This is a genomic window from Hymenobacter sp. R533113, from assembly GCF_056835965.1.
In genome coordinates, this window is the sequence record NZ_JAKWBD010000009.1 from 24,389 (window position 1) to 50,277 (window position 25,889).

Annotated in this window: 30 protein-coding genes, 1 pseudogene and 1 riboswitch; of the genes and pseudogenes, 22 read left to right on the plus strand and 9 right to left on the minus strand. The window is 65.0% G+C overall.

Annotation, left to right across the window (positions count from 1 at the left end):
• The first annotated feature begins 111 nt into the window (after positions 1 to 111).
• From MKZ35_RS06535 to MKZ35_RS06560, 6 genes are all read left to right on the plus strand, one after another.
• Positions 112 to 363 (plus strand): cation transporter dimerization domain-containing protein, encoded by a 252-nt coding sequence (locus MKZ35_RS06535; RefSeq protein ID WP_482512430.1) that lies wholly within the window; start codon positions 112 to 114, stop codon positions 361 to 363.
• A gap of 25 nt (positions 364 to 388) precedes the next feature.
• Positions 389 to 1,066, plus strand: a complete 678-nt coding sequence (locus MKZ35_RS06540; RefSeq protein WP_482512432.1) for a DUF305 domain-containing protein — start codon at positions 389 to 391, stop codon at positions 1,064 to 1,066.
• A gap of 367 nt (positions 1,067 to 1,433) precedes the next feature.
• On the plus strand, positions 1,434 to 2,156 hold the full coding sequence (locus MKZ35_RS06545; protein WP_482512433.1) for a ZIP family metal transporter: 723 nt from the start codon (positions 1,434 to 1,436) through the stop codon (positions 2,154 to 2,156).
• A 153-nt stretch (positions 2,157 to 2,309) separates the two neighbouring features.
• Positions 2,310 to 2,513 carry a hypothetical protein gene (locus MKZ35_RS06550; protein ID WP_482512435.1) on the plus strand — a complete coding sequence of 68 codons (204 nt, stop codon included), beginning with the start codon at positions 2,310 to 2,312 and terminating at the stop codon, positions 2,511 to 2,513.
• 11 nt (positions 2,514 to 2,524) lie between these two features.
• A complete protein-coding gene (locus tag MKZ35_RS06555; protein WP_482512436.1) occupies positions 2,525 to 2,797 on the plus strand; it encodes a hypothetical protein in 273 nt (90 codons plus the stop codon).
• Positions 2,798 to 3,089: 292 nt separating this feature from the next.
• Complete coding sequence (locus tag MKZ35_RS06560; RefSeq protein ID WP_482512437.1) at positions 3,090 to 3,827, plus strand: DUF305 domain-containing protein; 738 nt, start codon at positions 3,090 to 3,092, stop codon at positions 3,825 to 3,827.
• A gap of 41 nt (positions 3,828 to 3,868) precedes the next feature.
• Here the strand turns inward: MKZ35_RS06560 and MKZ35_RS06565 are convergent, their stop codons facing one another.
• Together MKZ35_RS06565 and MKZ35_RS06570 are read right to left on the minus strand one after the other, a co-directional pair.
• Positions 3,869 to 4,306 (minus strand): hypothetical protein, encoded by a 438-nt coding sequence (locus tag MKZ35_RS06565; RefSeq protein ID WP_482512438.1) that lies wholly within the window; start codon positions 4,304 to 4,306, stop codon positions 3,869 to 3,871.
• Between the two features lie 82 nt (positions 4,307 to 4,388).
• Positions 4,389 to 5,105, minus strand: a complete 717-nt coding sequence (locus MKZ35_RS06570) for a phosphatase PAP2 family protein (protein WP_482512439.1) — start codon at positions 5,103 to 5,105, stop codon at positions 4,389 to 4,391.
• Between the two features lie 227 nt (positions 5,106 to 5,332).
• Between MKZ35_RS06570 and MKZ35_RS06575 the strand changes: the two genes are divergently transcribed.
• The gene (locus MKZ35_RS06575; protein ID WP_482512440.1) at positions 5,333 to 6,106 is read left to right on the plus strand and encodes a phosphatase PAP2 family protein; all 774 of its coding nucleotides are present in this window, start codon (positions 5,333 to 5,335) and stop codon (positions 6,104 to 6,106) included.
• Positions 6,107 to 6,187: 81 nt separating this feature from the next.
• Positions 6,188 to 6,979 (plus strand): annotated as a pseudogene (locus MKZ35_RS06580) (SdiA-regulated domain-containing protein); the annotation flags it as partial.
• A gap of 70 nt (positions 6,980 to 7,049) precedes the next feature.
• On the opposite strand, the gene MKZ35_RS06585 reads toward MKZ35_RS06580, so the two are convergent.
• Both MKZ35_RS06585 and MKZ35_RS06590 read right to left on the minus strand, forming a co-directional pair.
• A complete protein-coding gene (locus MKZ35_RS06585) occupies positions 7,050 to 7,259 on the minus strand; it encodes a phosphatase PAP2 family protein (protein ID WP_482512513.1) in 210 nt (69 codons plus the stop codon).
• On the minus strand, positions 7,187 to 7,630 hold the full coding sequence (locus MKZ35_RS06590; RefSeq protein ID WP_482512514.1) for a phosphatase PAP2 family protein: 444 nt from the start codon (positions 7,628 to 7,630) through the stop codon (positions 7,187 to 7,189). The genes MKZ35_RS06585 and MKZ35_RS06590 overlap by 73 nt, the downstream gene beginning before the upstream one ends.
• A gap of 114 nt (positions 7,631 to 7,744) precedes the next feature.
• Between MKZ35_RS06590 and MKZ35_RS06595 the strand changes: the two genes are divergently transcribed.
• Together MKZ35_RS06595 and MKZ35_RS06600 are read left to right on the plus strand one after the other, a co-directional pair.
• Positions 7,745 to 8,158: an EamA family transporter gene (locus MKZ35_RS06595; RefSeq protein WP_482512441.1), complete on the plus strand. Its 414-nt coding sequence runs from the start codon at positions 7,745 to 7,747 to the stop codon at positions 8,156 to 8,158.
• A 27-nt stretch (positions 8,159 to 8,185) separates the two neighbouring features.
• Positions 8,186 to 9,010: a phosphatase PAP2 family protein gene (locus MKZ35_RS06600; protein WP_482512442.1), complete on the plus strand. Its 825-nt coding sequence runs from the start codon at positions 8,186 to 8,188 to the stop codon at positions 9,008 to 9,010.
• Between the two features lie 92 nt (positions 9,011 to 9,102).
• On the opposite strand, the gene MKZ35_RS06605 is transcribed toward MKZ35_RS06600, so the two are convergent.
• The 5 genes from MKZ35_RS06605 to MKZ35_RS06625 form a co-directional block, all read right to left on the minus strand.
• Complete coding sequence (locus tag MKZ35_RS06605) at positions 9,103 to 9,537, minus strand: PepSY-like domain-containing protein (RefSeq protein ID WP_482512443.1); 435 nt, start codon at positions 9,535 to 9,537, stop codon at positions 9,103 to 9,105.
• A gap of 37 nt (positions 9,538 to 9,574) precedes the next feature.
• Positions 9,575 to 10,882: a sensor histidine kinase gene (locus MKZ35_RS06610; protein ID WP_482512444.1), complete on the minus strand. Its 1,308-nt coding sequence runs from the start codon at positions 10,880 to 10,882 to the stop codon at positions 9,575 to 9,577.
• A complete protein-coding gene (locus MKZ35_RS06615) occupies positions 10,879 to 11,556 on the minus strand; it encodes a response regulator transcription factor (protein ID WP_482512445.1) in 678 nt (225 codons plus the stop codon). Before MKZ35_RS06615 ends, MKZ35_RS06610 begins: the two co-directional genes overlap by 4 nt.
• A gap of 146 nt (positions 11,557 to 11,702) precedes the next feature.
• Positions 11,703 to 12,530: a COG4705 family protein gene (locus MKZ35_RS06620; protein ID WP_482512446.1), complete on the minus strand. Its 828-nt coding sequence runs from the start codon at positions 12,528 to 12,530 to the stop codon at positions 11,703 to 11,705.
• Positions 12,531 to 12,733: 203 nt separating this feature from the next.
• Complete coding sequence (locus tag MKZ35_RS06625; RefSeq protein ID WP_482512447.1) at positions 12,734 to 13,807, minus strand: acetamidase/formamidase family protein; 1,074 nt, start codon at positions 13,805 to 13,807, stop codon at positions 12,734 to 12,736.
• Positions 13,808 to 14,065: 258 nt separating this feature from the next.
• Between MKZ35_RS06625 and MKZ35_RS06630 the strand changes: the two genes are divergently transcribed.
• The 12 genes from MKZ35_RS06630 (at position 14,066) to MKZ35_RS06685 (ending at position 25,886) form a co-directional block, all read left to right on the plus strand.
• Positions 14,066 to 14,779, plus strand: a complete 714-nt coding sequence (locus MKZ35_RS06630; RefSeq protein WP_482512448.1) for a response regulator transcription factor — start codon at positions 14,066 to 14,068, stop codon at positions 14,777 to 14,779.
• Entirely contained in the window at positions 14,776 to 16,083 is a 1,308-nt protein-coding gene (locus MKZ35_RS06635) for a sensor histidine kinase (protein WP_482512449.1), read from the plus strand. Before MKZ35_RS06630 ends, MKZ35_RS06635 begins: the two co-directional genes overlap by 4 nt.
• 39 nt (positions 16,084 to 16,122) lie before the next feature.
• The gene (locus MKZ35_RS06640) at positions 16,123 to 16,914 is read left to right on the plus strand and encodes a S1/P1 nuclease (protein WP_482512450.1); all 792 of its coding nucleotides are present in this window, start codon (positions 16,123 to 16,125) and stop codon (positions 16,912 to 16,914) included.
• A gap of 11 nt (positions 16,915 to 16,925) precedes the next feature.
• A complete protein-coding gene (locus MKZ35_RS06645; protein ID WP_482512451.1) occupies positions 16,926 to 17,144 on the plus strand; it encodes a hypothetical protein in 219 nt (72 codons plus the stop codon).
• Positions 17,145 to 17,215: 71 nt separating this feature from the next.
• Entirely contained in the window at positions 17,216 to 18,553 is a 1,338-nt protein-coding gene (locus MKZ35_RS06650; RefSeq protein WP_482512452.1) for a TolC family protein, read from the plus strand.
• A gap of 88 nt (positions 18,554 to 18,641) precedes the next feature.
• Complete coding sequence (locus MKZ35_RS06655; RefSeq protein WP_482512453.1) at positions 18,642 to 19,571, plus strand: efflux RND transporter periplasmic adaptor subunit; 930 nt, start codon at positions 18,642 to 18,644, stop codon at positions 19,569 to 19,571.
• On the plus strand, positions 19,568 to 22,804 hold the full coding sequence (locus MKZ35_RS06660) for an efflux RND transporter permease subunit (RefSeq protein WP_482512454.1): 3,237 nt from the start codon (positions 19,568 to 19,570) through the stop codon (positions 22,802 to 22,804). The genes MKZ35_RS06655 and MKZ35_RS06660 overlap by 4 nt, the downstream gene beginning before the upstream one ends.
• Positions 22,805 to 22,867: 63 nt before the next feature.
• Positions 22,868 to 23,269 (plus strand): metal-sensing transcriptional repressor, encoded by a 402-nt coding sequence (locus MKZ35_RS06665; protein ID WP_482512456.1) that lies wholly within the window; start codon positions 22,868 to 22,870, stop codon positions 23,267 to 23,269.
• Between the two features lie 60 nt (positions 23,270 to 23,329).
• Entirely contained in the window at positions 23,330 to 23,503 is a 174-nt protein-coding gene (locus MKZ35_RS06670) for a hypothetical protein (RefSeq protein ID WP_482512457.1), read from the plus strand.
• 96 nt (positions 23,504 to 23,599) lie between these two features.
• Positions 23,600 to 23,977: a fluoride efflux transporter CrcB gene (crcB, locus tag MKZ35_RS06675; RefSeq protein ID WP_482512458.1), complete on the plus strand. Its 378-nt coding sequence runs from the start codon at positions 23,600 to 23,602 to the stop codon at positions 23,975 to 23,977.
• Positions 23,978 to 24,052: 75 nt separating this feature from the next.
• A riboswitch (Fluoride riboswitch) is annotated at positions 24,053 to 24,127 on the plus strand.
• A gap of 56 nt (positions 24,128 to 24,183) precedes the next feature.
• Positions 24,184 to 25,524 carry a voltage-gated chloride channel family protein gene (locus MKZ35_RS06680; protein ID WP_482512459.1) on the plus strand — a complete coding sequence of 447 codons (1,341 nt, stop codon included), beginning with the start codon at positions 24,184 to 24,186 and terminating at the stop codon, positions 25,522 to 25,524.
• Positions 25,521 to 25,886 (plus strand): DUF190 domain-containing protein, encoded by a 366-nt coding sequence (locus tag MKZ35_RS06685; protein WP_482512460.1) that lies wholly within the window; start codon positions 25,521 to 25,523, stop codon positions 25,884 to 25,886. Before MKZ35_RS06680 ends, MKZ35_RS06685 begins: the two co-directional genes overlap by 4 nt.
• The last annotated feature ends 3 nt before the right edge of the window (positions 25,887 to 25,889 follow it).

The following is a 25,889-nucleotide window of genomic DNA, read 5'->3' on the forward strand; positions in this document are numbered from 1 at the left end:
CTACATCAGGGCTAACGACTAACACTTCGACCTGCGTTGAATAGGTGACGGCACGCTGGAGAGTTGGCCGTTGCGTCATTGTCAAGGTGAGTTCGACTTCTCCGGTAAACCATGGGAAATGACGCAGAGGTCTTATTCATCGTCAAATGGAAGCCGACTTCCAGCCCTTCGTTTAACTTTTGGACCAAACTTTTAACCAAGGCCAAGATGGGCTTCGAGTACTTCGCCGACCTGCATGTCATCGTCGACGGCCGCATCAGCGTGCGCGAAGGCCATAGCATTGCCGGCGCAGTGAAGGCCGCCATCAAGCAGGCCAAGCCCGCCGTGTACAACGTGCTGATGCACATCGAACCCACCGAGTAAAGCCTCCGCCCTAAAGCCCCTTTTCATGAACGTGCACTCCGCCTATTTCGCGCTGCTTCTCAGTGCCAGCTTGGCCATCGACAGCTGCAACGCCCCCCACGACACCAACGCCCACGAGCAGGAAGCCCACGCCGGCCAGTCCAAACCGGCCCCCGTGGCCGCCCCGCCCAGCCTGCGCGACACCCTGCAACTGCTGGTCCACCAGCTCGACACGCTGCGCCGCACCGGCGACTGGGACGCCGATTTTGCCCGCCTGATGCAGCTTCACCACGCCGGGGCCCAGCGCCTGGCCCGGCTGGAGCTGGCGCAGGGCCGCGATTCGACCCTGCGTGGCCTGGCTCAGCAGGTGCTGAAGGACCACGAGCGCGACAACCACCTGCTCACGCTGGCCGTGACCCGCGAACGGCCCGGCGGCCGGGACTACCGCCCCGGCAACGCCCGGGATGCTTTTGTCCGGCGCATCGCCGCCGCGCTGGCTCCCCTGCGCCAGTTGCCGCCCCTGCCCGGCACCCCCGACGCGGATTTTGCCACCCTCATGCGCCTGCACCACCAAAGTGGCGTGGCCCTGGCGCAAACCGAACTGGCTTTTGGGCAGAACGCGCAGCTAAAGCAAGCGGCCCGCGAAATCATCCGGGACGAGCAGCCGGAAATCAAGCAGTACCAACGCTGGCTGCAAGCCCATGCCAATACCCCGTCCAAGTAATTTACCCCCATGCTGCTGACCATTGTGTGTTGTTAAACAAATAGGGCAAAACCTCCGACTCGGCCGCACAGCCGCTTGCTTTCCCTAATTAGTTATTTGGCTGACAATGCTTTACCAGGCACACGGATAAAACGATAGTCTAAACGTTCGTTTTCGCTACCCTCTTTCGATTGTGTTAAGGAGCGTGTAAGACTATCGGTTTTCCGATGCTCTTATGCCGCTTTTGCACCTTACCACGAGCAACCACGCCATTTGGCCACGGACTCGGAGGTTTTCCCCTATTTGTTTAACAACACCCATCATTCCTACCGCCGTCACCCCGCCCTGGCCCATCCTGCTCGGCTTTTCGGTCCTGCCGGCCGTTGTCATGATTGCGGGCGCGGCCCTGGCCGTCTGGCGCGCGCCCGGCCCGCAGCTGCGCAGCGCCATCCTGCACTTCGCGGCCGGCGTCATCTTCTCAGTCGTCGCCGTCGAGCTGCTGCCCGACATCGTCCAGCACCACGCCCCCTACGAAGTGGCCATCGGCTTCGGCCTCGGCGTGACCACCATGCTCGGGCTGCGCTACTTCACCCAGCGCCTTGAAAAACAGGAAAAAGCCGGCAAAGACGCCGAACCAGCCGCTGACCGCTCGGGCCTCGCTACTGCCACCGCCGCATCGCTGCCGTGGGGCCTGCTGGTGGCCATCGGCATCGACATATTCATCGATGGCCTGCTGCTCGGCATCGGTTTCGCGGCCGGGGCCAAAGAAGGCACCCTGCTGGCCATCGCCCTCACCATCGAGCTCCTTTCGCTCGGCCTGGCCACCGCCGTCGAGCTGCGCCAGGACGGCCACGGCAAGGGCCGGGCCGTGGCCATCGTGGCCGGCACCTCCCTCATGCTGCTCATCGGGGCCGGCATCGGCACCACCGTGTTGCGCGGGGCCACCGGCAACCTGCTCGAAATCGTGCTTTCCTTCGGCCTGGCCGCCCTGCTGTTTCTCGTCACCGAAGAGCTACTCACCGAGGCCCACGAGGAAACCGAAACCCCGTTGCTCACCCTGGCTTTCTTTGTCGGCTTCCTCTTATTCCTGCTGCTCGGCATGATTGCCTAGCCGCCGCTTATCCCACTCCCCATGCACCCCGCTAAAATCGACCTGACCCTGGAGCCCGCCGGCCGCCGCATTGCTTTTTCCAAAGAACTGCTCGAAGTAGCCCACCTCTTCCGCCGCGTGGGCGGCCAAGCCGCGCCCTGACCGCGCCTGGCCGTGAACACCCGCTCGCCCTACCTCGACACCGACACCTTCGCCCCCGGCACCCTCCTGGAATACTTCGTGCAGCACGAAACCCAGCAGGGCGACGAAGAATCCCGCAGCCATGTCGTCAGCACCCTTGTTTCGGGAAACGGCGGCCAACGCTCTTCCTATCGGCCGTTGCTCCGTATAACCTCCCAAACCACTTTTTCACGTTAACGCCCGCTTCCATGACCCCGCAGCAAGACCACCCCGCAGAGCACCAGAAAATCATCGAGGCCCACCAGAAGGCCGCCCATTATTTCGAGCACGCCGTGCAAAACCACCGTGCCGCTGTCGAACACCTCAAAAAGGGCGACCACGAGAAAGCGGCCCACCACGGCTACACCGCCTACGGCTTTGCTGCGCACGGCCAAAAGCACGCCGAGGAAGCCGCCTTGCACCACTCGCACGAGCACGGCGACCACGAACCCCTGCACGCCCACGAGCAGGGCGGCCACTAAGCCCGGCCCTAGCCGCATTCCATAAAAAGGCCAGTCTTCTTCCCGAAGCTGGCCTTTTCCCCTTTTTTCCAATACCCATGACCGTAGCCGAAGAAAACGGCCAAGCCGCGCCCTGACCGCGCCTGGCCGTGAACACCCGCTCGCCCTACCTCGATACCGATGCTTTCGCGCCCGGTACTTTGCTGGAATATTACGGGCCGCACGAAACCCGGAGAGGGGAGCCCAAGGCCCGCAGCCACATAGCCGGCACCACCCCCTCGTGCCTTTCGTTCGGCTCACCTATCTTCCCTCGATGCGTCGTGTTGCCACCCCCGTTTTACGAGTTGCCCACGCCTTGCTTCTGGCCGGCGGGCTGCTGCTCGCCAGCTGCCGCAGCGGCCCCGAAGAAGCGGCTGATGTCCACGAAGCCGGCGCCCCGGCCACGATGATGGCGGCCCTGTACACCATGGCCGACCACTCCCAGGCCCTCCAGCAAAAGGGCAACCTCGACCTCTACTTTGCCCAGCTCATGCGCGAAAACCACCGCGCCGCCGTGGCCATGTCGGCCCTGGAGCTTAAGCAGGGCCAGGACCCCGAGCTGCGCCGCGTGGCGCAGGACATACACCACGCCCACCAGCAGCTCGTTTTGGGCCTGGACTCGGCCATCCAGCGCATTCAGGCCCAGCCGCCTGCTTTCCCGGAGCACACCACCCAATCCCACGAGTTGGAGAAGCTGCTCGAAGCCGCCACCACCGGCCTGCACCCCGCCGCCCACCGCAATATTTCCCAGGCGGCAGGGGATAAGACGCCGTCGGATAACTACTTTGAGCGGGCGGCCGAGGATGCCGGCACGGGCAGCATCGACCGGGACTACGCCGCCCTGCTCGGGGCCCACCACCAGAACGCCATTGCCCTGGCCCACGCCGAGCTGCAGCTGGGCCGCGATACCTCGTTGCAAAAAGCCGCCTACTTCATTCTGCAAGACCAGCAGCGCGAAATCGACCAACTGCAGGCCTGGCTGAAGCAGCACCCGGCAAAGGCAGGCAATTAATGGCCTTGGCGGTTCAGCAGGAAGCCCATTCGACCGCTCCGCTACCCAACTTTGGTTACGGCTTCCACCAGCTGATAGCCACCTGCTTCCAAGGATGCCTGAATGGCTTTTAAATCAGGGCCATTGATGTGGGCGGTGGCCACTTCGGCTTCGCCCACGGCCACCCGGTCCACCACGAGTCCGAGCCCCGTCAACTGCTCGCGCACCCAGACAATGCAGTCGGGCGCGCACATGTTGTCGATGGTCAGCACGTAGCGCACGAGCTGCGTCATGCCGGCAGTATCGTCTTTGGGAAGGGCCATAATGAGTAGCGGGAAATCCAACTGGTACGGTTGGCAACCCCCATGCAACGGAATAGCCGCGCCCCGTGTTCGACCCGCATGTGCCACCACCATAAGCCCGCGCTCAAACTCCAACGCTTCGGCATCTACCTGGCCGTCGGCATTCTGGTGCTGCTGAGCCAGTACTACGGGTCGCATTAGAGTCGGAACGGAATACGACGGTAGGGGAGCTGGGGCCGGCAAGTTTTGTGCTGGCCTGAACCTGCACCCGTGAGGCTTCTCAGAAAGCCGGCGTTTTGGGTGCCGTCCCGCGCCACTCGTGCCAGACGAGGCTCAGCTCCCGGAAGTAGTGCGAAAAGAGCAGGTGCAACCCGCCCACCCAGCCAACCGAGCCAACCCAGCCGGCCAGGACGTCGGAAGGATAATGCACGCCCAGATACATCCGCGACCACCCCATGCCCCCGGCCCAGAGCACCCCGGCGGCCACGGCCGGCCAGCGCCAGCGGGTGCGCCACAGCAAAAAGCCCACTGCCGCCGCTACCGCCGCCGCCGCCATGGAATGGCCGCTGGGGAAGCTGGACGACGTTTCCGGGGCCAGCGACACCCACAGCGCTGGCCGCGTGCGACCGAGCAGGTACTTGGCCGCTAGGTTGAGCAGTTGCGCCCCGACCACGGCCAGGGCAAAGAAGGACAGCGCGCGCCGCTGCCGGGCCAGTAGCAGCCCCGCCGCGATGGCCAGCGCCAGCAGCGAAGCTCCCAAAGGCCCGCCGGCGCGGGTAATGGCCAGCGCCGCAGTATCCAGGCCCGGGCTGCCGTGGGCGTGCAGAAACTGTAAAATGCCCTGGTCGCCGGGCAGGCCCTCGCCTTCCCATACCTCACTGGCTACGCGCACGAAAATGAACCAGGGGGCGACGAAGCCCAGCAGCAAGCCCGCCAGCAGCTTGCGGTGGTGGTGCCAGACGTGGCGAACAAAGGGAAGCAAGGAGGTAGCGGCCATCGCCAAAAAAGGGAAATCAGTGGACCAGCGGGTAAACTGCCGCTAACGCAAAGCCGGCAGCGGGGGCGAAGTCTTCCAAAAGAATTTAGAATTGGCACCGAACCTTGTTGGGGTTATCGAGGCGGTAGCGACCCGGGACGACTTTCACAAAGCAGGCAAAGGACATGAGGAGAAAACAACCGTCCGGTCCGGGTAACCCTCGTTGGCGGGGCTACTTACCGTGCCTGGTGTTGCTCGGGCTACTGGGTGGACCCGTTCGGGCGCAGCGGCGGCCGTTGCCCGTTATTCCCGATTCCCTGCGCCCGGCGGGTCCGCTCGCCGCTATCCACTCCCCGGTGGTGCGCGTGGCCGTGGCCGTGGGCCCGCCGGTGCTGCTCATCGCCCACGGGCTGCTCACCCGCAACGGGCACGGCCGCTGGCTGGGCAGCAGCTACGCCGTGCAGGAAGAGGTGCACGAAGCCTTTCCCACTTTCCACACCGACCTCGACAACTACTCGCGCTACGTGCCGGCCGTGGCCGTTTTCGGCCTGAGCCTGGCCGGGGTGCCGGCCCGCCACGACCTGGTGGAGCGGGCCCTGCTGCTGGAAATGGCCACCATTCTCAGCACCGAAACCACCGTCTTCATCAAGGAGCGCACCGGGGTAGCCCGCCCGGATAACCCGGCCGACCTGTCTTCTTTTCCCTCGCACCACACGGCCGCGGCCTTTGCCGGGGCCACTTTTATGGCCGAGGAATACGGCGGACGCAGTCTCTGGTACAGCGTGGCCGGCTACTCGGTGGCCACGGCCACCGGGGCCATCCGGCTGCTCAACAACCGCCACTGGATATCCGATGTGACGGTGGCCGCCGGCATTGGCATTCTCTCCACGGAGGCGGCCTACGCCGTGTACCCGCTGCTCAAGAAAGTTGTGTTCCGGGGGCGCACGCCCCACGGCCTGCTGCTGCCGGCCCAACCCCTGGGCAGCCGCGCCGGCGTGGCCCTGGTCTGGCTGCTGCGCTGAGGCGGGGGCAGGCCATCAATCAATCCCCGTTTTACCTAATCCCCCTTCTCCCTAGTGATTAAAGCCATTATAACCGTTGGAATGCTCCTGAGCGGGTGCGGCAACCCCCAGCCGGCCGCCACGGCCACCCCGCCCGCATCTGCTGCCGCGCGCAGCGCCTACGACTTCGCTCACCCCTCGGTCACCTATGCGTTGCCGCCCGAACTGCTCGAAATCTCCGGCCAGACCTGGGTGAGTGATACCCAGTTGGCCTGCATCGAGGACGAAACCGGCGATTTGCTGTTTTACAACCTGGGCACCCAGCGCCTGGACAGCACCGTGCACTTCGCTGGCCCCGGCGACTACGAGGACGTGGCGCGCGTGCCCGGCGGCTGGCTTATCCTGCGCAGCGACGGCACCGTGTTCCGGCGCACGGGCCGCACCACCACCACCTTCGCGACCGGCCTGAGTGCCGCCAGCGAGCCCGAGGGCCTGACCTACGACGCGGCCAGCCGCACCCTGCTCGTGGCCTGCAAGGGCGAAGCCGGCGCGGGCCTGGACGGCACCCAGCGGGCCGTGTACCGCCTCAACCCCACCACGTACCGCATCGAGCCGAAGCCGGCTTACGTGCTCGACATCGAAGCCATCCTAGCCCGCTCGCCCGACGCGGCCCGTAGCGGCAAGGCCGGCAAAAAAGCGGGGCAACTGAGCCGGTTCGCCCCCTCGGCCGTGGCCGTGCACCCGCGCACCCACCACGTGTTCGTGCTCTCGGCCCGCGGCAACGACTTGGTGGAGCTGGACGCCCAGGGCCGCCTGGTGGCCGCCCAGACCCTGGATACCGGCCTGTTTCCGCAGCCCGAAGGCCTGGCTTTTGCCCCCAACGGCGACTTATTCGTGTCGAGCGAAGCGGGCAGCAAAAGGGGCAGGGCCGCCTGTACCGGTTTCGCGAGCAGCGGGCCCAGCCCTAGAGCGGCGGATTCGGCAGCCCCACCCGGCCGATGCCCCACGCATATGCCCGCGCCCCCGCCCAGCCCAGCAACCCGCCCAACAGGGCCCCGCCCACCACATCACTCGGATAATGCACCCCCAGGTATACCCGGCTCAGGCACACCAGCCCGGCCCACAGCAGCAGGGCCCCTTGGCCACCCGGAAGCGGCGGGGCAGCACCAGGCACAGCAGCGTGGTGAGCGCGGCCACGTTGGCGGCGTGCGAGGACAAAAAGCCCAATTCTCCGCCCGGCCCGTCGGGCAGGTAGAGCAGCGGGCCCAGGTCGGGGGTGTGGGAGGGGCGCAGCCGGTGCACGAAGGGCTTGAAGCCCCGCGCCGAAATCGAATCGGCCAGCCCCACGCAGATGCCAATGGCCGGCAGCAGCAGCAGGGCCCGCCGCCGAAACAGGTAGCCCAGCACCACCAGCAGCACCAGGTAGCCGCTCAGCCAGGCCGTGCGCTCGGAAGCGAACACCATGAGGGGGTCGAGCAGCGGGGTGTGCCCGCCGTTGATGAACCGGAGCAGGGCGTGGTCGGCGTGGCGCAGCAGATTCAGCATGGGCAGCGGGGCAGGAAAGGGGCAAAGGTCACCAACCCCGCGCGGTCCCGGCCGCGGCGGAACCGCATTTATTTTTCATTCTCTCCTTTTTCAACCCTTTAATTCCTGAACCTCATGTGGTGGATGTATGCGTTGCTTTCGGCCTTCTTTGCCGCCCTTACCGCCATTCTGGCCAAAATTGGTATTCAGGGCGTGGACTCTAACCTGGCCACGGCCATCCGCACGGTCGTGATTGTGGTGCTGGCCTGGGGCATCGTCTACTTCCGGGGCGGCCTGGACCAAATCGGCCTGCTCACCCGCTCCAACCTCATTTTCCTGGGCCTCTCGGGCGTGGCCACGGGCCTGTCGTGGATATTCTACTTCCGGGCCCTGCAGCTGGGCAAGGTTTCGCAGGTGGCCCCCGTCGATAAGCTCAGCGTGGCCCTGGCCATCCTGCTGTCGGTGGTGTTTCTGGGCGAAAAACTTACCTGGCACACCGGCGTGGGCGCGGCCATGATTATCGGCGGCACCCTGGTCTTGATTTTCTAAACGCTAATCTTTATCCCTTCCCGTTCTATGAATCTACGCGCGCTGCTCCGCCACTCCACTTTTGGCCTGCTTTTGCTGGGGAGCTCCCTGCCCGCCGCACTGGCGCAGCAAGTGCCCGCCCCGGCCCCGGCCGACACGCTCCACAAATTTGAGCGCCCGGGTACGGGGGCGGGGGCCGTCGACAAAAAGCCCTGGTACCGGGGCAAGCTGGTGCGGGCCAGCATCGTGCCGGCGGTGCTCATCGGCTACGGCATCAACACGATTAACGGCCACGGCTTCTACTCGTCCTACGACGCCAAAAGCGACGTCAACCACTTGTTCGGGCCGGGCCGCCACACCCGCGCCGACGACTACCTGCAGTTCGCGCCCTACCTGGAGCTGGGCGGGGTGCTGCTGGCCGGCGTGGAGAGCCGCAACGACCGGGTAAACCTGGGTCTGGTCATTCTGAAAAGCGAGCTGATTATGGTGTCCAGCGTGTTCATCGTCAAATACGCCACCAACATCGACCGGCCCGACGGCACCCCCACGGCCTTCCCGTCGGGGCACACGGCGCAGGCGTTTCTGGCCGCCAGCATTCTGCACACCGAACTGCGCGACAAAAGCCAGTGGTACGGCATCGGGGCCTACACCCTGGCTACCGGCGTGGCCGCCCTGCGCATGATTAACGACAAGCACTGGGAGTCGGACGTGTTTGCCGGGGCGGGCTTCGGCATCCTCTCGGCCCACCTGGGCTACCTGTCGCACCGCTACCGCTGGGGCCACCGGCCCCAGGACACGGCGTCTTCGTTGCAGGTAACGCCGCTCTACTACGCCGGGGCCACCGGCCTGAGCCTGCGCTGGCAGCTGCGTTAGCAGTGGGGCCAGCATGGTCAGGCCTTACACCACAACACCCCGCCAGCCGGGGGCTGACGGGGTGAGGCATCGGGGGCGGGCCTACGCGCGGGTTATTTCTTAACCAGCGAGCCGTCGGCGTTGAAGAGCACGTCGTGGCTTTTGCCGCCTTTGCTTACTTCGGCCTCATAGGTCGTCTTGCCCTCGGCCGAAACCAGGGTGGCGGCTTCGGTCACTTTGTAGGCCTTGTAGTCGCTGGCCAGCTTGGTGCGCACGGCGGCCGGCAGCTTAGCCGGCGACATGTCCGATTCGGTTTCCACCAGTTCGCCGGCCGGGGTAATCAGGGCCGACATGGTGATGCCGTTCTGCGTGAAGCCGGCTTCGTACTTGGTCCCTTCCTTCTCCCAGGTATTGCTGGTGATGGCGGGAAACTTGGCTTTGAAGGTGGCCTTCACCGCGGCGGGCACCTGGGCGGGCTTGAGCATTTGGGCGTGGGCGGGGGCGGTCAGTGCCAGGGCAAAGGCGGCCATAATCAGGACTTGCTTCATCAGTGAAATAGGATTGTTGGTGAAATTATACCCAAAGCTATTGCCCGATAATGTGATTTTTCTGTAGTGCTAGCCTATTGACAATGTTAGGGTTAGGCAGCTGGAAAAAGTCCACCCGCAGCGTGTGGATGGCCCCGGCCGGCCCAAACTCATAGCTCAGTCCAAACTCGTAGTGCTGGCAAATCTGCTGCACGATGCTCAGGCCCAGGCCGGGCGAAGCGGAGGCCGCGTGGTGCTTGCGGAACCGCTCGAAAAACCGGGCGGGGTCGCCTTCGATGACCGGGCCGGCGTTGGCCACGACCAGCGCCTCGGCGCTGAGCGTGACCTCGATGACCCCGCCGCCGAGGCTGTGCTTGAGGGCGTTCTGGAGCAGGTTGGCCACCAGTGAATCGGCCAGGCCGGGGTGCATCGCCAGCACCGGCACCCCGGTCACCACCACGCGCAGCGTCAGGCCCCGGGCGGCGGCCAGCTCTTCCAGCTGGCCGGCTTTTTCCGTCACCACCTGGTCCAGCCGCACGGGCACGGCCTGCGCGAACTGCTGGTTTTCGATGCGGCTGAGCAGGGTCAGGGCGTGGTGCAGGCGCGAGAGGCGGTGGGTGGCCCCGTAAAGCGCGCCCACGAGTACGGCCGAGGCGGGGCGCAGGGTGTCGTCCTGCACGAGCTGTTCCAGCTGGGCCTGCATGATGGCCAAGGGGGTTTGGATTTCGTGGGCCGCGTTTTCGGTGAAGTCCTTGAGGCGCTGGTAGTCGGCGGCCAGGCGCGCGCTCATCTGCGTTAGGGCCTGGTTGAGCTCGGTAAACTCGTCAATGGGCGTAGCCGGCAGCGCCAACGGGCCGCGCCGGTGCAGGTCGTAGGTGCGCAGCTCGGCCAGCGTACGCTGGAACGGGGCCCACAGCCAGCGGGCCAGCCAGCGGTTAAGCACCAGTAAGCTCCCGAACAACCCCCCGAGTACGGCCAGCATCACGCTCAGCACCACCAGCAGCAGGTCGGCCGTTTCCAGCTGCGACTTGCGCAGCGTCACCCAATACCGGGTGCCGGCCCGCTGCACCGGAAAGCTCAGCTCGCGGTAGGGCACCATGGTTTGCTCTTCCTCGTCGTAGCGCACGGAATCGTGCAGGCCCTCGGTCACCGGCGTGCGGCTCACCCGCAGCGAATCCCCTAGCAGGGCACTGGTCCGGGGCGCGGTGCGGGCGTGGGTGAGGATACGTTGCTGGTCGAGAAGCTGTTCGTCCACTTCGTTGCGCAGCGCCCAGTTCAGGCTGAAGTACAGCACTACCCCGCCCAGGGCGAACAAGGCCACGGCCAGCAGCAGGTAGTAGCGGTTGGTTTTGGCGAGCAGCTTCATGCGGCCCGCAGGCGGTAGCCCAGCCCGTAAATGGTTTGGATGTAGTCGCCGGCCCCGTGCTCCTGGAGCTTCTTGCGCAGGTTTTTCAGGTGGGTGTACACGTAGTCGAACGAGTCGGAGGCATCCGCCTCGTCGCCCCAGAGGTGCTCGGCGATGGCCTCCTTGGTGAGCACGCGCTGGGGGTTGGCCAACAAATACAGCAGCAGGTCATACTCCTTTTTGGTGAGCGTCAGGGGCTCGCCGTGCACGAAGACCTGCGCGTCGTCGGGCCAGGCCACCAGGTCGCGAAAGACCAGCTGCCGCTGCCCCTTAAACTGCCGCCGCCGGATGATGGCCTTGAGCCGGGCGTTCAGCTCGGAGAGGTGAAAGGGCTTCACCAGGTAATCATCGGCCCCCAGCCCCAGGCCCGTGAGCCGGTCGTCGAGCGCGGCCCGCGCCGAGATGATGAGCACGCCCGCCGCCGAGCCATCGGCTTTGAGGGCCCGGATAAGGTCGAGGCCGTTGCCGTCGGGCAGGGTCAGGTCCACCACCACGCAGTCGTACTGATAAAGCTTTATTTTCTCGTGTGCCAGCGCGTAGGTGGGCGCTATTTCGCACACGTAGCCGTCTTGCACCAGGCAATTCACAATGGCCGAGCGCAGGCCGGGCTCATCTTCAACCAGCAGGATTTTCATGTGACTCCGCTTGCCGATTAGGAGTAAGCGAACGTAAGAATAAACGTCAATTCTGTGCGCTTCCTGGCCGGCAGCGCGTGGATAAGAGTCGTTATGAAACCTAGTGATTTCCTGCAGGGGCTTGCTGGCCGGCGGCCGCGCACCCATCAAGCCCCTTCGTTCTCGCCCCGTGCGCCCGGTCCCGCGGCAACTGCCGGCACCCGTTCGGCCCGCTGGGGGAATACCAGTAGCCCAATGATAATGAGGACCGCCAGCACGGCCGAGGCCGTGTAGCGGCTCAGCTCCAGCCCCCCGTTGGCGCGGGGCTTATCCAGAAAATCACCCACCGTCGCCCCCAGCGGACGGGTCAGAATAAAAGCGGCCCAGAATATGACGGTGCGCGAGATGGTGGTCCAGTAATACGCCGCCGCGATCAGGGCCAGGCCGGCGGCGAAGACGAGCGCGCCGCCTTCGTAGCCCAGGCCGAGGCCGTCTTTTGGGTCGGCCACCCAGTCGCCCGCCGCCGTGCCCAGGGTTTGGGAAAACATGACGGTGGCCCAGTAAAATACTTCGGCTTTGCGGGTGGTGAGCTGATTGACCGATACCGACCCCAGCGACCAGTACCAGAGCCCCAGACAAGCGAGCAGCAAGGCCAACAGAATCGACGTGCCGCCGATGTAGCCGATGCCCAGTGAGCGGTCGAAGAAGTCGGCCAGGGTAGTGCCGGCCGTGGTCGTGGCCACGATGACAAACCAGAACAAATACGGATGAAACTTCGTGGCCCGAATCTGAGCAGTGACGGCCAGCACGAAAATCGTGGCAAAAATGGCCGTGCCCACCAGATAGCCCAGGTTCATTGACATCGTGACGGCGTCGCCCGCCGTTTCGCCCAGGGTGGTCGCAATGATTTTTACTACCCAGAAAAGAAAAGTCACCTCGGGTACCTTGCTGAAGTCCATCTTCTGCTCAGTCGGGTTCATATCAATCGTGTTCATGCGGCGGGAGCCTGCCTGGCGCAGGATGCTTAAGTGGGCAATGCGAAGAAGCGCCCGGCTCCTTCTGTTGAGGGCTAGATACTGTGCCTACTGCCCAAGCTTTGTAATTGAATGGCTTGGGCAAACCCAGCGCAAGGGTAGCCTGCAATACTGTGGTTAGTCTGGAGCCAATGCTACCCCCTCGTCGCTATTGCTGCCCGATTTTACTTGCGCGTCGCGGCGATGAAGAGGCTTTTGGGTAGAATGGCGTGTACGCCCTTGGAACCGTCCACGAGTTGGGTCACGTGCAGGTCCACGGCCACGCTGCACAGCACGTAGGCGTCGTCGCGGCTCAGGTGCTTTTCGGTGACGAGGAAGTCCACCATGTTGCGCGTGGCCAGGCTTACGGCCTCGTCCAGGCTGGTATCAAACCCCATGGCAATGAATTCCGTGGGGGTTTCGGCCCGGGGCCAGTTCAGGTGCTGGCCCTTGTGCACGATGAATTGGAAGGTGCCCACCAGCGAGGTTTCCAGCGCTTTCAAATCCACTTCGCCGTCGCCCTGGGCGGCGTGCCCGTCGCCGGCCGAGAACAAGGCCCCCGGCGCGTGCACCGGAATGAAGAGCGTACTGCCGGCCACCATCTCCTTGTTGTCGATGTTGCCCGCGTTTATCCAGGGCGGGTAGGAGCTGATGCGGCCCGACACGTCGGGCGGGGCAACACCCATGCTGCCAAAAAAGGGCCGCAGCGGCACCTCGATGCCGGGAGCGAAGAGCCCCACCAGGCGCTTGAGGTCCAACGGCACGATGCGCATGCGGGCATACGGGAAGTCGTTGGGCAGCGCGCCGTGGCCGGGCGTGAAAGCGTTGTAGGCGTAGGGTACGGCCAACTTTACGTCCTGAATGCGCACTTCGAGCACGTCGCCGGGCTGGGCTTCTTCCACGTAGATGGGGCCGGTGAGGATGTGAATGCCCGGCCCTTTGTCCGTCACCTGCTGGATAATTGCCCGTAGCTCGGGCTGCACCTGGGCGGGCAGCAGGCCCGCTTCTTCCAGCAGCGCGGGCGTACACGCCACCAGCGTCTGCATCTGCACCACGTCGCCCGATTTAATCCGCAGCTTGGGCGGGGCCGTCGCGTCGTAGTAGCCTATCGTCACGGTTTGGGGCGTGGCCAGCAGCTGCTTGACCGGAGGGGCCGCCGCCCGTGTGGGTGGCTGCTGGCTGTGGGCGCTGAGCCCCACCCATGAAAGGGCCCCCAGAGACAGCAGGGCCACGCCTTTTTTGAATATGGCTTTATTCATGATGCTCAGCGAAATAAGGGGGCGGTGGTGAGAATGATGCGATACGTGCCTTGATTGGAAATGACCACCGGGCGGCAAGAGGCCGGGGCTTGGAAAAAGGGGGTGACGTTCAATTCGTTCAGCGCCGCTTACCCTGCTGAAAGCTCGGGTACGATTCTGAGGATATTTAGAAACGTAATTATTTTGTGGATGAGCATTAGCGGCACCCAACAACCCCATTCCCCATCTTCCAATTTTCTTCCAACTTGCCGCGTAACCTTGTCCTTTCCCCGCTGCCCTTTCCCCATGAAGCTCCTGATTGTCGAAGATGAAGCTGAGCTGGTGACTGACCTCGTGGACTACCTGCGGGGCCAGCACTACGTGTGCGAAGTGGCCACGACGTATGAGCAGGCCCGCGAAAAGATGCTGTTTCACGACTACGACTGCATCCTGCTCGACCTGACCCTGCCCGGCGGCGACGGGCTGACCCTGCTCGGCGAGCTGCAGCGCCAGCACAAGGCCGACGGCGTCATCATCACCTCGGCCCGCGACGCGCTGGAAGACCGCATCCAGGGCCTGCGCCTGGGGGCCGACGACTACCTGCCCAAGCCCTTTCACCTGGCCGAGCTCAGCGCCCGCATCGCGGCGCTGGTGCGTCGCCGCCGCTTCAACGGCACCAACCGCCTGGTGGTGCACGACTTGCTGGTGGACGTGCAGGCCCGCACCGCCGCCGTGGGCGAGCACCCACTGCCGCTCACCCGCTCCGAGTTCGACTTGCTGCTGCTGCTGCTGGCCAACCAGGGCCAGGTGGTGGCCCGCGGGGCCATCGCCGAGCACTTGAGCGGCGACGCGGCCGAGCTGTTCGACAACTACGACACCATCTACGTGCACGTGCGCAACCTCAAGCGCAAGCTGGCCGAGGCCGGGGCGGCCGACTGCATCCACACCGTGTACGGGCTGGGCTACCGCTTCGAGGCCCCCGCCGCGCCGTGAAGCTGCTCACCCGCACCACGCTGGCGCTGCTGGCTTACGCCGGGCTGGTGCTGGTGGCCGGCACCTTCGTGTTCTACGCCATCGTGCGCCGCCTCAACAACGCCGACGTGGACGACGCCCTGCGCCTGCGCCGGCAGGAAGTGACGCGGCTGCTCCCCTACGTGCACACCCCGGCCGAGCTGGCCCTGTGGATGCGCCTGGACCCCAGTCTGAAGCTGCACCCCACGCCGCCGGGGCCACCCGTGCCCGATACCATCAGCGAAGTCGTGGGCTACGACAGCCTGGCCCGCGAGCCGGAGCCGGAGCGCCAGCTGGTGTCCTACCTCACCTACCAGGGGCGGCCCTACCGGCTGGTGCTGCGCCGCTCACTGGTCGAAAACCACGAGCTGCTCACCGGCCTGGCCGAGTCGCAGGCCATTTTGCTGGCCGTGCTGCTTGCCGGGATGCTGGGCCTGCAGGCAGTGCTGGCCCGGCGGCTATGGCGGCCGTTCTACCGCACGCTGCGCCAGTTGCAGCATTTTCGTCTCGACCAGCCCGCCGAGGTGACGCTGGCCACCACCACCACGCGGGAATTTGAGGAGCTGCACGCGGTGCTGGCCCGGCTGCTGGCCCACGTGCAGCGCACCTACCGCAGCCAGAAGGAATTCACCGAAAACGCCTCCCACGAGCTGCAAACCCCGCTGGCCGTGCTCCGCACCAAGCTGGGGCTGCTGCTGCAGGCCCCGGGCCTGACCGAAGTGCAGGCCGGCCACCTCGACGCGCTGCTGGCCGTGACGCAGCGCCTGGCCCGCCTCAACCGCAGCCTGCTGCTGCTGGCCCGCCTGGAGAACCAGTCCGTCGCGCCCCCGGAAACCCTGGACCTGGCCGAGGTGCTCCAGGCCCAGCTGGGGCAGTTGGAGGAGCAGATAGCGGGGGCCGAACTGACGCTCATCACCGACCTGGCCGCGCCGGTGCCGGTGGCTGCCCCGCGCACGCTGGTGGACATTCTGGTGAGCAACTTGCTCACCAACGCCATCCGCCACAACCACCCCGGCGGTACCATCCTCGTGCATCTTACGGCGACGAAGCTGCGGGTGGAAAACACCGGCCGCCCGCGCCCGCTGCCGGCGGGGCAGGAATTTGGCCGTTTCCGCAAGGAGGCCGACAGCGCCCCCGGCGGGGTGGGCCTGGGCCTGGCCATCGCCCACCAGATTGCCGAAACCTGCGGCTTCGGCCTGCGCTACGAGTATCCGGGCGAAGGCCGCCACGTGCTGACCGTTACGTTTTTGTTACTTGCTCACCCGCAACTAGCCCTTTCCGTTTAGGGCAATCCAAGCTTTTCTTCTCGTCCCTGCTTATTGGTTATGCTCAAGAAAATCCTCCCGCTGCTGGTGCTCGTGCTCCTGCCGCTCACCGGCTGGTGCTGGGGCGTGGTGGGGCACCGCGCCATTGGCCGCATTGCCGAAAACCACCTCACGCCCCGCGCCCGCCGCGAAATCCAGCGCCTGCTGGGCACTGAAACCCTGCCGCTGGTGAGCACCTGGCCCGACGAAATCCGGCCCGACCCGCAGTACGCCGCTCTGGCCCCCTGGCACTACGTGAGCGTGCCGCCCGGCCTGCCGCAGCCGCAGTTCGTCGGTTTTCTAACGGCCAGCGCTCCGGCTGTCGGCAGCGCCTACACGGCCATCGTGCAGCAGCTCAAAGACCTGAAAGACCCCGCTAAAACCACTTCCGAACGGGTTTTTGCCCTCAAGTGGCTGGTGCACCTGGTGGGCGACGTGCACATGCCCCTGCACGTGGGCAACCCCGACGACCACGACGGCAACCTCATCAACGTGAGCTGGCGGGGCCACGACACCAACCTGCACGCCATCTGGGACACCGACCTGGTGGAATACCCCGGTCTTAGCTGGACGGAAATCGCGGCCGCCCTCGACCACGCCACGCCCGCCCAAGTCCGGCAGTGGCAGCAGGCCGAGCCGGCCGCCTGGCTGTACGAGTCCTACCAGCTCTGCCCGCCGATTTATGCCGAAGCGGCGCAGAATACCAAGTTTGATTACCGCTATTACCCCGCCCACGGCCCCACCGTCGACCAGCGCCTGCTGCAAGCCGGCGTCCGGCTGGCGGGGGTCCTCAACGCCGCCTTTGGCAGCTAAATCTTTTTTCTATGGCCCGCACGCAACCCTTTTTCCATCACCTCGCGCTCCCGACGGGCCTCATGGCCCCGGCCCCCGAACCCGAGCGCTACCCTTACCACGACAACGACCAATGCCCCGAAGGGCAGGCGGTGAAAACCAGCGGCGAGTGGCAGTACTACGAAGGCCACCCCGGCGAGGAGCGGTCCGAGTGCCCCAGCTGCGCCGCCTTGAACCGGGCGGAACCGTAGCGCCGGTCCTTCTTCCAACTATCTTCCAAATTGGACGGGTACTTGCGGCGAATTTCGCCGTATTCGTTGCCATGCCCTTTTCTCTTTCGCATTTCTCCCGCTTTTTCCGTGGCGCGGCCCTGCTGTTGCCCGGCCTGCTGGCCCTGATGGGAGCCCGGGCCCAACCGGCGGCCCCCGCGCCGGCCCGCGACCTGAACTTTTACCTGGAGCAGGCCCGCCAGAACAGCCCCCTGGCCCGCGACGCCCAGAACCAGATTCAGGCCGCCAGCATCGAGGCCCAGCGCCTGCGGGCCCTCTACACCAAGGCCCAGGTGACGCTGACGGGCAACTACCTCGTTTCGCCGGTTATCTCGCACGACAACGGCCGCAGTGAGCTGCTGTACTCGGGGCAGAACGCCGAGAGCTACTCCGGCTACGACAAGAACCTGACTAACGGGGCCTTGTACCAGGGCTACGCGCAGGTGACGCAGCCGCTTTACAATGCCATTAGAAACCAGGCGTACACCCTGCAGGCGCAGAACACGGCGCTCGGATTACAAAACCTGGCCCGGCTCTCGGTGCACGACTTGGAAAAGCTCGTCGGCGACCAGTACATCCTCTGCCGCCAGGATTTGGAGCAGCTCGGCTACGTGCGCGAATTGCTGGGCCTGCTCGACAAGCAAAGCCTGCTGGTGCGCAAGCTCGTGGAAGCCAGCCTGCTCAAGCAGTCGGACTACACTCTGCTCACCATCGAGCAGCAAACCCAGCGGCTGGCCCTGAACACCTACCGCACGTCCTACCGCCGCGACCTGCTGGATTTGAACGTGCTCTGCGGCCTGGGCGACACCACCGAAGTGCAGCTGCCCGCGCCCGCCCTGACGCTGCAGCGCACCCCGGTGGGCACCTCCCGCTACGCCGAGCGCTACCGCCTCGACAGCCTCAACCTGGCCTTCACGCAGCAGGTGTTCGAGCTGCGCTACCGGCCCCAACTCAACGCCTTTGCCAACACCGGCCTGAACGCCGTGGCCCTGCGCGACATTCCCAACCGCTTTGGGGCCAGCGCGGGACTGAACTTTACGATGTTCGTCTTCGATGGCCACCAGCGCCAGCTCAGCCGCGAGCGCACCAGCATCCTGTTCCGCTCGGTGCAGCAGGCCCGCCAGAATTTCCAGACCGTGAACCCCGTGCGCCTCACCCGCCTGCTGGGCGAGCTGCGGGCTCTGGAAGAGCGCCAGCGCCTCTCCCGCGAGCAGCTGGCCAGCTACCGCGCCCTGCTCGACTCCTACAAGCGCGAGGTGGTGGCCGGTCAGCTACCCGTCATCAACTACGTGCAGGTGCTCAAAAGCTACGCCACCGCCAGCCGCGACCTAGTGCTGCTGGACAACAACCGCCTGCTGCTCATCAACGCCTACAACTACTGGAACTGGTGATTTGAATGAAGAATGAGGAATCAGGAATGAAGAATTTCCGCCTGACTCAAAATTCCTCATTCTTCATTCCTCATTCTTCATTCATTTTATGCCTTTTTCGATGTACCGCGCCGCCGTCTGGCTGCTGTTGCTGCCCCTGCTGCTGAACGCCTGCAAATCCAAAGCCCCCGACGAGGAGGCCGGCCCGCCGCCCCGCGCCCAGGTGCGGGTGGTGAGGCCCGCCACCCAGGCCGTGGAAGAGCACGTGACCCTGCCGGCCACCTCCATCTACCCGCGCAAAAGCGGCGTGACGGCCCCGATTGCCGCTTATATCACCGTCGTGCGGGTGCGCCTCGGCGACCGGGTAGCGGCCGGGCAGGTGCTGTTTGAGCTCGAAACCAAGGAGCGCCGCGCCCTGGGGAATAATGCCGAGCGCATCGACCCGTCGTTGCGCGGCTTCGGGCTGGTGACGGTGAAGGCCCCGGCCAGCGGCATCGTCAGCCTGCTCGACCACGCCCAGGCCGGCGACTACGTGCTGGAAGGAGCCCCGCTCTGCACCGTGGCCGAAAGCAGCAAGCTCGTGTTTCAGCTCAACCTGCCCTACGAGTACCATAGCCTGGTGGCCAGCCAGCCCACCGTCACCCTTGTGCTGCCCGACAGCACCCGGCTGACCGGCACCGTGACGGCCCCGCTCGCCAGCGTGAACACCAGCCAGTCGGAAGTATACTTGGTGAAACCCCACAACCCGCCGGGCGTCATTCCCGAAAACCTGGTGGTGCAGGTGCTGCTCACCCGCGCCCGCCGCGCCGCCACGCAGGTGCTGCCCGCCAGCTGCGTGCTCTCCGACGAGACGCTGCACCACTTCTGGGTGATGAAGCTGGTCAATGACTCCACCGCCGTGAAAGTCCCGGTGACGCTGGGCGTGCAGAAGCCCACCGAGATGGAGGTGCTGACCCCCACTTTCGGCCCGCAGGATAAGATACTGAGCGCCGGCAACTACGGCCTGGCCGACACCGCCAAAGTAAAAGTCCTGCGATGAGCGAGCCCCTGACCAAGCGCCCGGCCACCGCAGCTGCCGCGCCCGCCCCGGCCCCGCAACCGCCGGCCGCCACGCTGCCCGGCGGCGACGACAGCACCTACTTCCAGACCTACCGCAAGCCGATTCTGCTCGTCGGCGTGCTGCTCATCGTGGTGGGCCTGTTTGCCTACTCGCGGATGCAGACGGCCCTGTTTCCGGAGGTGACCTTCCCCAAAATCACGCTCATCGCCGATGCCGGCCAGCAGCCGGTGGACCGCATGATGATTACGGTGACCAAGCCGCTGGAATCGGCCGTGAAGCGGGTGAAGGGCGTGACCATCGTCAAGAGCAGCACCAGCCGCGGCTCCTGCGTGGTGGAGGTGTACCTGAACTGGAACGTGGACGTGTACGCCACCAAAACGCAGCTCGAAAGCCGCCTCAACGAGATAAACGGCTTGCTGCCGGCGGGGGTCACCATCTCCACGGAGGCCATGAACCAGTCGCTTTTTCCGGTGCTGGGCTACACGCTGGAAAGCACCAGCCGGGGGCCCATCGCCCTGCGCGACGCGGCCAACCTAGTGGCGCGGCCCCTGTTTTCGCAGGTGGCCGGCGCTTCCAACGTGGTGGTGCGCGGCGGCAAGGTCAAGCAGTTCGTCGTCATTCCCGATGCGGCCAAGCTCACGCAGCTCGGCATCGCGCCGGCCACGCTGCAAGCCGCCTTTGCCAACACCAACTTCGTGCTCAGCAACGGCAACCTGGCCGATTTCCGCCGCCTCTACCTCACCCTGACCGATACCCGGCTGGGCGGCGTGAACGATTTGAAACAGGTCGTTATCCGCGCCGACGCGGGCCGGGTGGTGCGCCTGCAGGACGTGGCCACGGTCGACATCCAGGAGCAGCAGGAGTTCGTCATCATCAACGCCAACGGCCACGACGCGGTGCTCATCGACCTGGTGAAGCAGCAGGGCGTGAACCTGGTGGACTTCACCCGCGACTCGGAAGCCAAGGCGGCCGAAGTGCGCCGCCTGCTGCCGCCGGGCATGGTGCTCAAGCCCTACTACGACCAGTCGGCCTTCGTGACCGACAGCATCGACAGCGTGGTGCACAGCATCGTCGAAGGGCTGGCGCTGGCCATCCTGGTGATGATAGTATTCCTGCGCTCGTGGCGGGCCAGTTTGGTGGTGCTGCTCACCATTCCGGTCACGGTCTGCTTCACGCTGCTGGTGCTCTACCTGTTCGGCATCACCATCAACATCATGTCGCTGGGGGCCATCGCGGCCTCGGTAGGCCTCATTATTGACGATGCCATCGTCATCATCGAGCAGATTTACCGCACCCACGAAGAGCATCCGGAGGAGAGCAAATTCCGGGTGGTGCGCGAGGCCATCCGGGCGCTGTTTCCGGCCATGGTGGCCTCCTCGCTGAGCACCATCGTCATCCACTTTCCCTTCCGGCTGATGAGCGGGCTGGCGGGCAGCTTCTTCAAGGAACTGTCGGACACGATGCAGATTACCATGGTCTGCTCGTTTCTGGTCACCTGGCTGCTACTGCCGGTGCTGCACCTGCTCATCGGCTACCGGGCGGGCAAAAACGCCCACGACCACAACGCGGCCGAGGAGCAGTCCGCCAAGCTGGGCTGGCTCACGGGGCTGTTTGCGCGGCCGGTGCTGGCGGTGTTGTTTGTGCTGGTGCTGGCCGGCGGGGCCTGGTTCGTGTCGGGCAAGCTGGAAACCGGTTTTCTGCCCGACCTCGACGAGGGCACCATCGTGCTCGACTACTACTCGCCGCCCGGCACCTCGCTGGAAGAAACCGACAAGATGCTGCGCGGGGTTGAACAACTCATCATCGCCAATCCCGAGGTGGAAAGCTACTCGCGCCGCACCGGCATCCGCATGGCCTTCCGCACGGTGCCGGCCAACTTCGGCGACTACTCCATCCAGCTCCGGCGCGACCACAAGCTGAGCACGCCGCAGGTGATTGACCAGCTGCGCAAGGCCATTACCGCCACGCAGCCAGCCCTGACCATCGACTTCGGCCAGCGCATCGCCGACCTGTTGGGCGACTTGATGAGCACACCGAGCCCCATCGAAGTCAAGATCTTCGGCGACGACCAGGCCACCCTCGAAAAGCTGGCCCGCCAAACCGGCCAGCTGTTGGAAAAGGTGCCCGGCGTGGCCGACGTGGAGGACGGCCTGGTGGTGGCCGGCCCGAGCATCGTGTTCCGGCCCGACCTGGGCAAGCTGGCCCTCTACAAGCTCACGCCCACCGACTTTCAAAACCAGCTCAACGCCCTCACCGGCGGCGTGCCCCTGAACAACGGGGCCAGCCAGGGCAGCATCTCGCCCGCCCAGAGTGCCATGCTCGGCGGCGTGCAGATTGGCCAGATTCAGGACGGGGAGCAGCTGCGCCCCGTGCTGCTGCGCTTCGTCGATTTCAGCCACAACAGCCTCCAGCAGCTCCAGAAGCAGGTCATCTACCTGCCCGACGGCTCGGTGAAGCCGCTGCCCTTCTTCACCAAAATCGACGTGGAGCCGGGCGAGGTGGACCTGCGCCGCGAAGACCTCAAGTCGGCCGCCGTGCTCACGGCCCGCCTCAACGGCCGCGACCTGGGCTCGGCCATCCAGGAAATCCAGCGCACCATCGGCCAGCACGTGGCCCTGCCGCCGGGCTACACCGTGGTGTACGGGGGGGCCTACGCCGAGCAGCAGGCCTCGTTCCGGGAGCTGGAGCTGATTCTGCTCACGGCCTCGCTGCTGGTGTTTGCCGTGCTGCTGTTTCTGTTTCGCGAGTGGCTGATTTCGCTGCTGGTGCTCTTCATCTCGGTGCTCGGCATCACGGGCTGCCTGCTGGCCCTGTTCTTCACCGGCATCGCCCTGAACGTGAGCAGCTACACCGGCATCATCATGATTGTGGGCATCATCGCCGAAAACGCCATTTTCACCGTCAACCAGTTCTACACCAGCCTGGAAGCCACCGGCGACATCGACCAGAGCATCCGCTTCGCCATTGCCCTGCGCATCCGCCCCAAGCTGATGACGGCCATCGGGGCCATCCTGGCGCTCATGCCCCTGGCCCTGGGCATCGGCCTGGGCGCGCAGATGCAGCAGCCCCTGGCCGTGGCCGTTATCGGCGGCTTCCTGGTGGCCCTGCCGCTGCTGCTGTTCGTGCTGCCCACCGGCATGCGCCTGATTTACCACCATGTGAAAGCCCCGGAGCTGAAAGCGAAGGCGGAGGAAGTGCCGGCAGCGGCGTAGCCCAAAAAAGACCAGCCGGTACCAGCGTTTTTCCTGCTGCTAATCGCCAAAGCGAGTCCGTTTTTGTACTGGCTGGTTACACAACGTATCTTTATCCGCTACCTGACTTCTAATCTCATGCTCACGCCCCGCGAAAAGAAACAGTTGCAAAAAGAGGTAAACGCTGTGCGCGGCCAGCTAGACGCCCTGGAACGGCTGCTGCACCAGGACGCGCCAACGGTGCGCGAGTTGCACGAGCAGTTTCAGGCGGTGGAGGGCAAAATCAAGCGGGCCGTGCATACCGCCCTCGACGACGTGCTCCGCCGGCACCTTGCCCTTACACTGGTCAGCTCCCTCGACGCTTGCCCTGGCGCGTGCGCCTATTGCGACCAGCTCGAAGCCGTGCGCCAGCGCTACCCAACCCTCACCACCCGCGAAGTGGTAGCGGAAATCGACTCGCTGAAAAATAAACTGGAAAACCCTTGACAAGCCCCGGTAGGTCAGAAAGACCTTTGCCAACACTTTTTCATTTAACACCCATTCCCCATGAACAAAGTCCTGTTAGCCGGCCTGCTGGCCGCATCCACGCTGGCTTTTGCCGGTACGCCCAAAGCCAAGAAGAAAGCCCTGGCCGCCAAAACGGTGGCTTGCAGCAGCGTCTGCAAGCCCGGCTGCCAACCTTGCCCAGCTACTCCCAGTTGCCCCGTAAGCTGCCGGTAGGCAATGCGCCCATCGCACAAAAAAAGCCTGGCCAACTGCCAGGCTTTTTTGTGCGATGGGCTTACAGGGAGTTGCCCGCTTGACCCCTTGCGCTTCATGAACCGTTCCATCCTTTTTATTGGCCTGGGGGGCTTTCTCGGGTCCATCAGCCGCTACTGGGTGCAGCAATACGTTACCCGGTACGTGCCGGTGGGCTTTCCACTGGGCACGTTCCTGGTGAATGTCAGCGGCTGCCTGCTCATCGGGCTGCTGCTGGGCTATTTTGAGCGGCATACCGGGGCGCCCCTGGTCTGGCGGCTGTTTCTGACTACGGGCTTCTGCGGCGGGTTTACCACCTTTTCCACCTTCGCCTTTGAGAGCCTGACCCTGGCCCGCACCGGGGAGCTGCTGCTGCTGGCAGCTTACCTGGCGGGCAGCCTGTTCGTGGGCCTACTGGCAGCGTTCGTGGGCTTCTGGCTCGCCCGTTTCGTGTGAGTTCATCGGCGCGCGGACGGGGGAAAGAGGCGGGCGGCGGGTTTCAATTGGCGAGCAAAGCCGCTATCTTTGGGCTTCCAATCCGGTGATGGGGTACCACCGCGAACCGCCTCCGCCTCCGGGCGCTGCGCTGATGACTCCTACGAACACCACGGCTTCGCGCCCGCGGAGCGTGGTTTTTTGTTGGCTTTATTTCCCCGTTGCCCGTGGCTACTCGCCTTTCCCGCTTTTTCTTGTTTAGGCCCGCGCTGGCCATCGAGCAAACCCCCCACCTGGTTTTTCTGGTCCGTTGGCTGCTGATTTGCACCGCCGTTGGAGTGCTCGCGGGCTCCGCTTCGGCCTTCTTCCTGTTTGCCCTGAACTGGATTACGGCATGGCGCGAAGCCCACCGCTGGATTATCTGGCTGCTGCCCGTGGGCGGCTTCGTCATCGGGGCCAGCTACCACTATCTGGGCCAAAGCGTGGTGAAGGGCAACAACCTACTCATCGACGAGATTCACAACCCGCGCAAGGTCATCCCGCTGCGCATGGCCCCGCTGGTGCTGTTCGGCACGCTGGCCACGCACCTGTTTGGCGGCTCGGCGGGCCGCGAGGGCACGGCGGTGCAGATGGGCGGCACCTTGGCCGACCAGCTTACCCGCTGGCTCGGGCTGCGGCCCCGCGACCGGAAGATTCTGCTCATCGCCGGCATCAGCGCGGGGTTTGCCTCCGTGTTCGGCACGCCGCTGGCCGGGGCTGTGTTTGGGCTGGAAGTGTTTCTGATTGGCGCCATTCGCTACGATGCCATCGTGCCGAGCTTCCTGGCCGCCGTCTGCGCCGACCTCGTTACCAAGGCCTGGGGCGTGGGGCATACTCACTACCCGCAGCTGGAAGTGCCGGCCATTACGCCGGGCACGCTGCTGCTCACGGTGGGCGTCGGCATCCTGTTTGGCCTCACGGCCCGCGGCTTTGCCACCCTCACCCACCAGATTACGCACTGGTTCAAGCGCATTGCCTACCCGCCGCTGCGGCCCGTGGTGGGGGGCGTGCTGGTGGCGCTGGCCGTGGCGGCGCTGGGCACCACCAAGTACATTGGCCTGGGTGTGCCCACCATCGTGGCATCCTTTCAGGCCCCGCTGCCGCCGCAGGATTTCTTAATTAAGCTCGGGCTGACGGCCCTCACGCTGGGCTGCGGCTTTAAGGGCGGGGAGGTGACGCCGCTGTTTTTCATCGGGGCGGCGCTGGGCTCGGCCTTGGCGCTGGTGCTGCCGCTGCCGGTGGCGCTGCTGGCGGGCATGGGCTTCGTGGCCGTGTTTGCGGGCGCGGCCAATACCCCACTGGCCTGCACCTTCATGGGCGTGGAGCTGTTTGGTGCCCATGCCGGCGTGTACTTTGGGCTGGCCTGCGTGGCGGCCTACTTATTCTCGGGCCACTCCGGCATTTATTCGGCGCAGGTCATCGGCCACGCCAAGCACCTGCGCTTCGGCCGCGAGCAGGGCCGGCAGCTGGGCGAGGTTGCCGCCCACCGCAAAAACGGCCAGTCCACCACTCCCAAACCCACGCCATGAAGCGGCATCACCCCCAACCCAACGTCCCGTACACCGTGCTGCGGCTCTACTTTCCGCACGGCGCGCACGTGGCCGGCCGCCAGGGCTGGCGCCGCCTGCTGGGCCAGCCCCTGGCCCACGAGCTGCTCAAAGCCGCCAAGGCGCTGGACATCGAGCAGGCCATTGCCTTCAACGTGACGGCCGGCTACCTGCGCGGCGACGCCCTGCACCACGGCCAGGTGGAGCACATCGCCCTCAAGCACCCGCAGTGCGTGGAGCTCATCGACCACCCCGACCAGATTGCCCGCTTCCTGGAGCGTAACCAGCCCCTGCTGGAACAGGTGCGCTTGCTGCTGCGCGAGGCCGGCAACGCGGAGCGCTAAGCC

What these genes read in the sequence shown, in the direction of transcription:
- MKZ35_RS06590 (WP_482512514.1), bottom strand. Translation starts at nt 7,630, where the DNA reads ATGCTGAATCTGCTGCGCCACGCCGACCACGCCCTGCTCCGGTTCATC.
- MKZ35_RS06655 (WP_482512453.1), top strand. Translation starts at nt 18,642, where the DNA reads ATGCCTTTTTCGATGTACCGCGCCGCCGTCTGGCTGCTGTTGCTGCCC.
- MKZ35_RS06670 (WP_482512457.1), top strand. Translation starts at nt 23,330, where the DNA reads ATGAACAAAGTCCTGTTAGCCGGCCTGCTGGCCGCATCCACGCTGGCT.
- MKZ35_RS06540 (WP_482512432.1), top strand. Translation starts at nt 389, where the DNA reads ATGAACGTGCACTCCGCCTATTTCGCGCTGCTTCTCAGTGCCAGCTTG.
- MKZ35_RS06650 (WP_482512452.1), top strand. Translation starts at nt 17,216, where the DNA reads ATGCCCTTTTCTCTTTCGCATTTCTCCCGCTTTTTCCGTGGCGCGGCC.
- MKZ35_RS06600 (WP_482512442.1), top strand. Translation starts at nt 8,186, where the DNA reads ATGAATCTACGCGCGCTGCTCCGCCACTCCACTTTTGGCCTGCTTTTG.
- MKZ35_RS06605 (WP_482512443.1), bottom strand. Translation starts at nt 9,537, where the DNA reads ATGAAGCAAGTCCTGATTATGGCCGCCTTTGCCCTGGCACTGACCGCC.
- MKZ35_RS06545 (WP_482512433.1), top strand. Translation starts at nt 1,434, where the DNA reads ATGATTGCGGGCGCGGCCCTGGCCGTCTGGCGCGCGCCCGGCCCGCAG.
- MKZ35_RS06565 (WP_482512438.1), bottom strand. Translation starts at nt 4,306, where the DNA reads ATGCGACCCGTAGTACTGGCTCAGCAGCACCAGAATGCCGACGGCCAG.
- MKZ35_RS06645 (WP_482512451.1), top strand. Translation starts at nt 16,926, where the DNA reads ATGGCCCGCACGCAACCCTTTTTCCATCACCTCGCGCTCCCGACGGGC.
- MKZ35_RS06660 (WP_482512454.1), top strand. Translation starts at nt 19,568, where the DNA reads ATGAGCGAGCCCCTGACCAAGCGCCCGGCCACCGCAGCTGCCGCGCCC.
- MKZ35_RS06535 (WP_482512430.1), top strand. Translation starts at nt 112, where the DNA reads ATGGGAAATGACGCAGAGGTCTTATTCATCGTCAAATGGAAGCCGACT.
- MKZ35_RS06555 (WP_482512436.1), top strand. Translation starts at nt 2,525, where the DNA reads ATGACCCCGCAGCAAGACCACCCCGCAGAGCACCAGAAAATCATCGAG.
- MKZ35_RS06640 (WP_482512450.1), top strand. Translation starts at nt 16,123, where the DNA reads ATGCTCAAGAAAATCCTCCCGCTGCTGGTGCTCGTGCTCCTGCCGCTC.
- MKZ35_RS06570 (WP_482512439.1), bottom strand. Translation starts at nt 5,105, where the DNA reads ATGGCCGCTACCTCCTTGCTTCCCTTTGTTCGCCACGTCTGGCACCAC.
- MKZ35_RS06620 (WP_482512446.1), bottom strand. Translation starts at nt 12,530, where the DNA reads ATGAACACGATTGATATGAACCCGACTGAGCAGAAGATGGACTTCAGC.
- crcB (WP_482512458.1), top strand. Translation starts at nt 23,600, where the DNA reads ATGAACCGTTCCATCCTTTTTATTGGCCTGGGGGGCTTTCTCGGGTCC.
- MKZ35_RS06610 (WP_482512444.1), bottom strand. Translation starts at nt 10,882, where the DNA reads ATGAAGCTGCTCGCCAAAACCAACCGCTACTACCTGCTGCTGGCCGTG.
- MKZ35_RS06595 (WP_482512441.1), top strand. Translation starts at nt 7,745, where the DNA reads ATGTGGTGGATGTATGCGTTGCTTTCGGCCTTCTTTGCCGCCCTTACC.
- MKZ35_RS06560 (WP_482512437.1), top strand. Translation starts at nt 3,090, where the DNA reads ATGCGTCGTGTTGCCACCCCCGTTTTACGAGTTGCCCACGCCTTGCTT.
- MKZ35_RS06685 (WP_482512460.1), top strand. Translation starts at nt 25,521, where the DNA reads ATGAAGCGGCATCACCCCCAACCCAACGTCCCGTACACCGTGCTGCGG.
- MKZ35_RS06615 (WP_482512445.1), bottom strand. Translation starts at nt 11,556, where the DNA reads ATGAAAATCCTGCTGGTTGAAGATGAGCCCGGCCTGCGCTCGGCCATT.
- MKZ35_RS06625 (WP_482512447.1), bottom strand. Translation starts at nt 13,807, where the DNA reads ATGAATAAAGCCATATTCAAAAAAGGCGTGGCCCTGCTGTCTCTGGGG.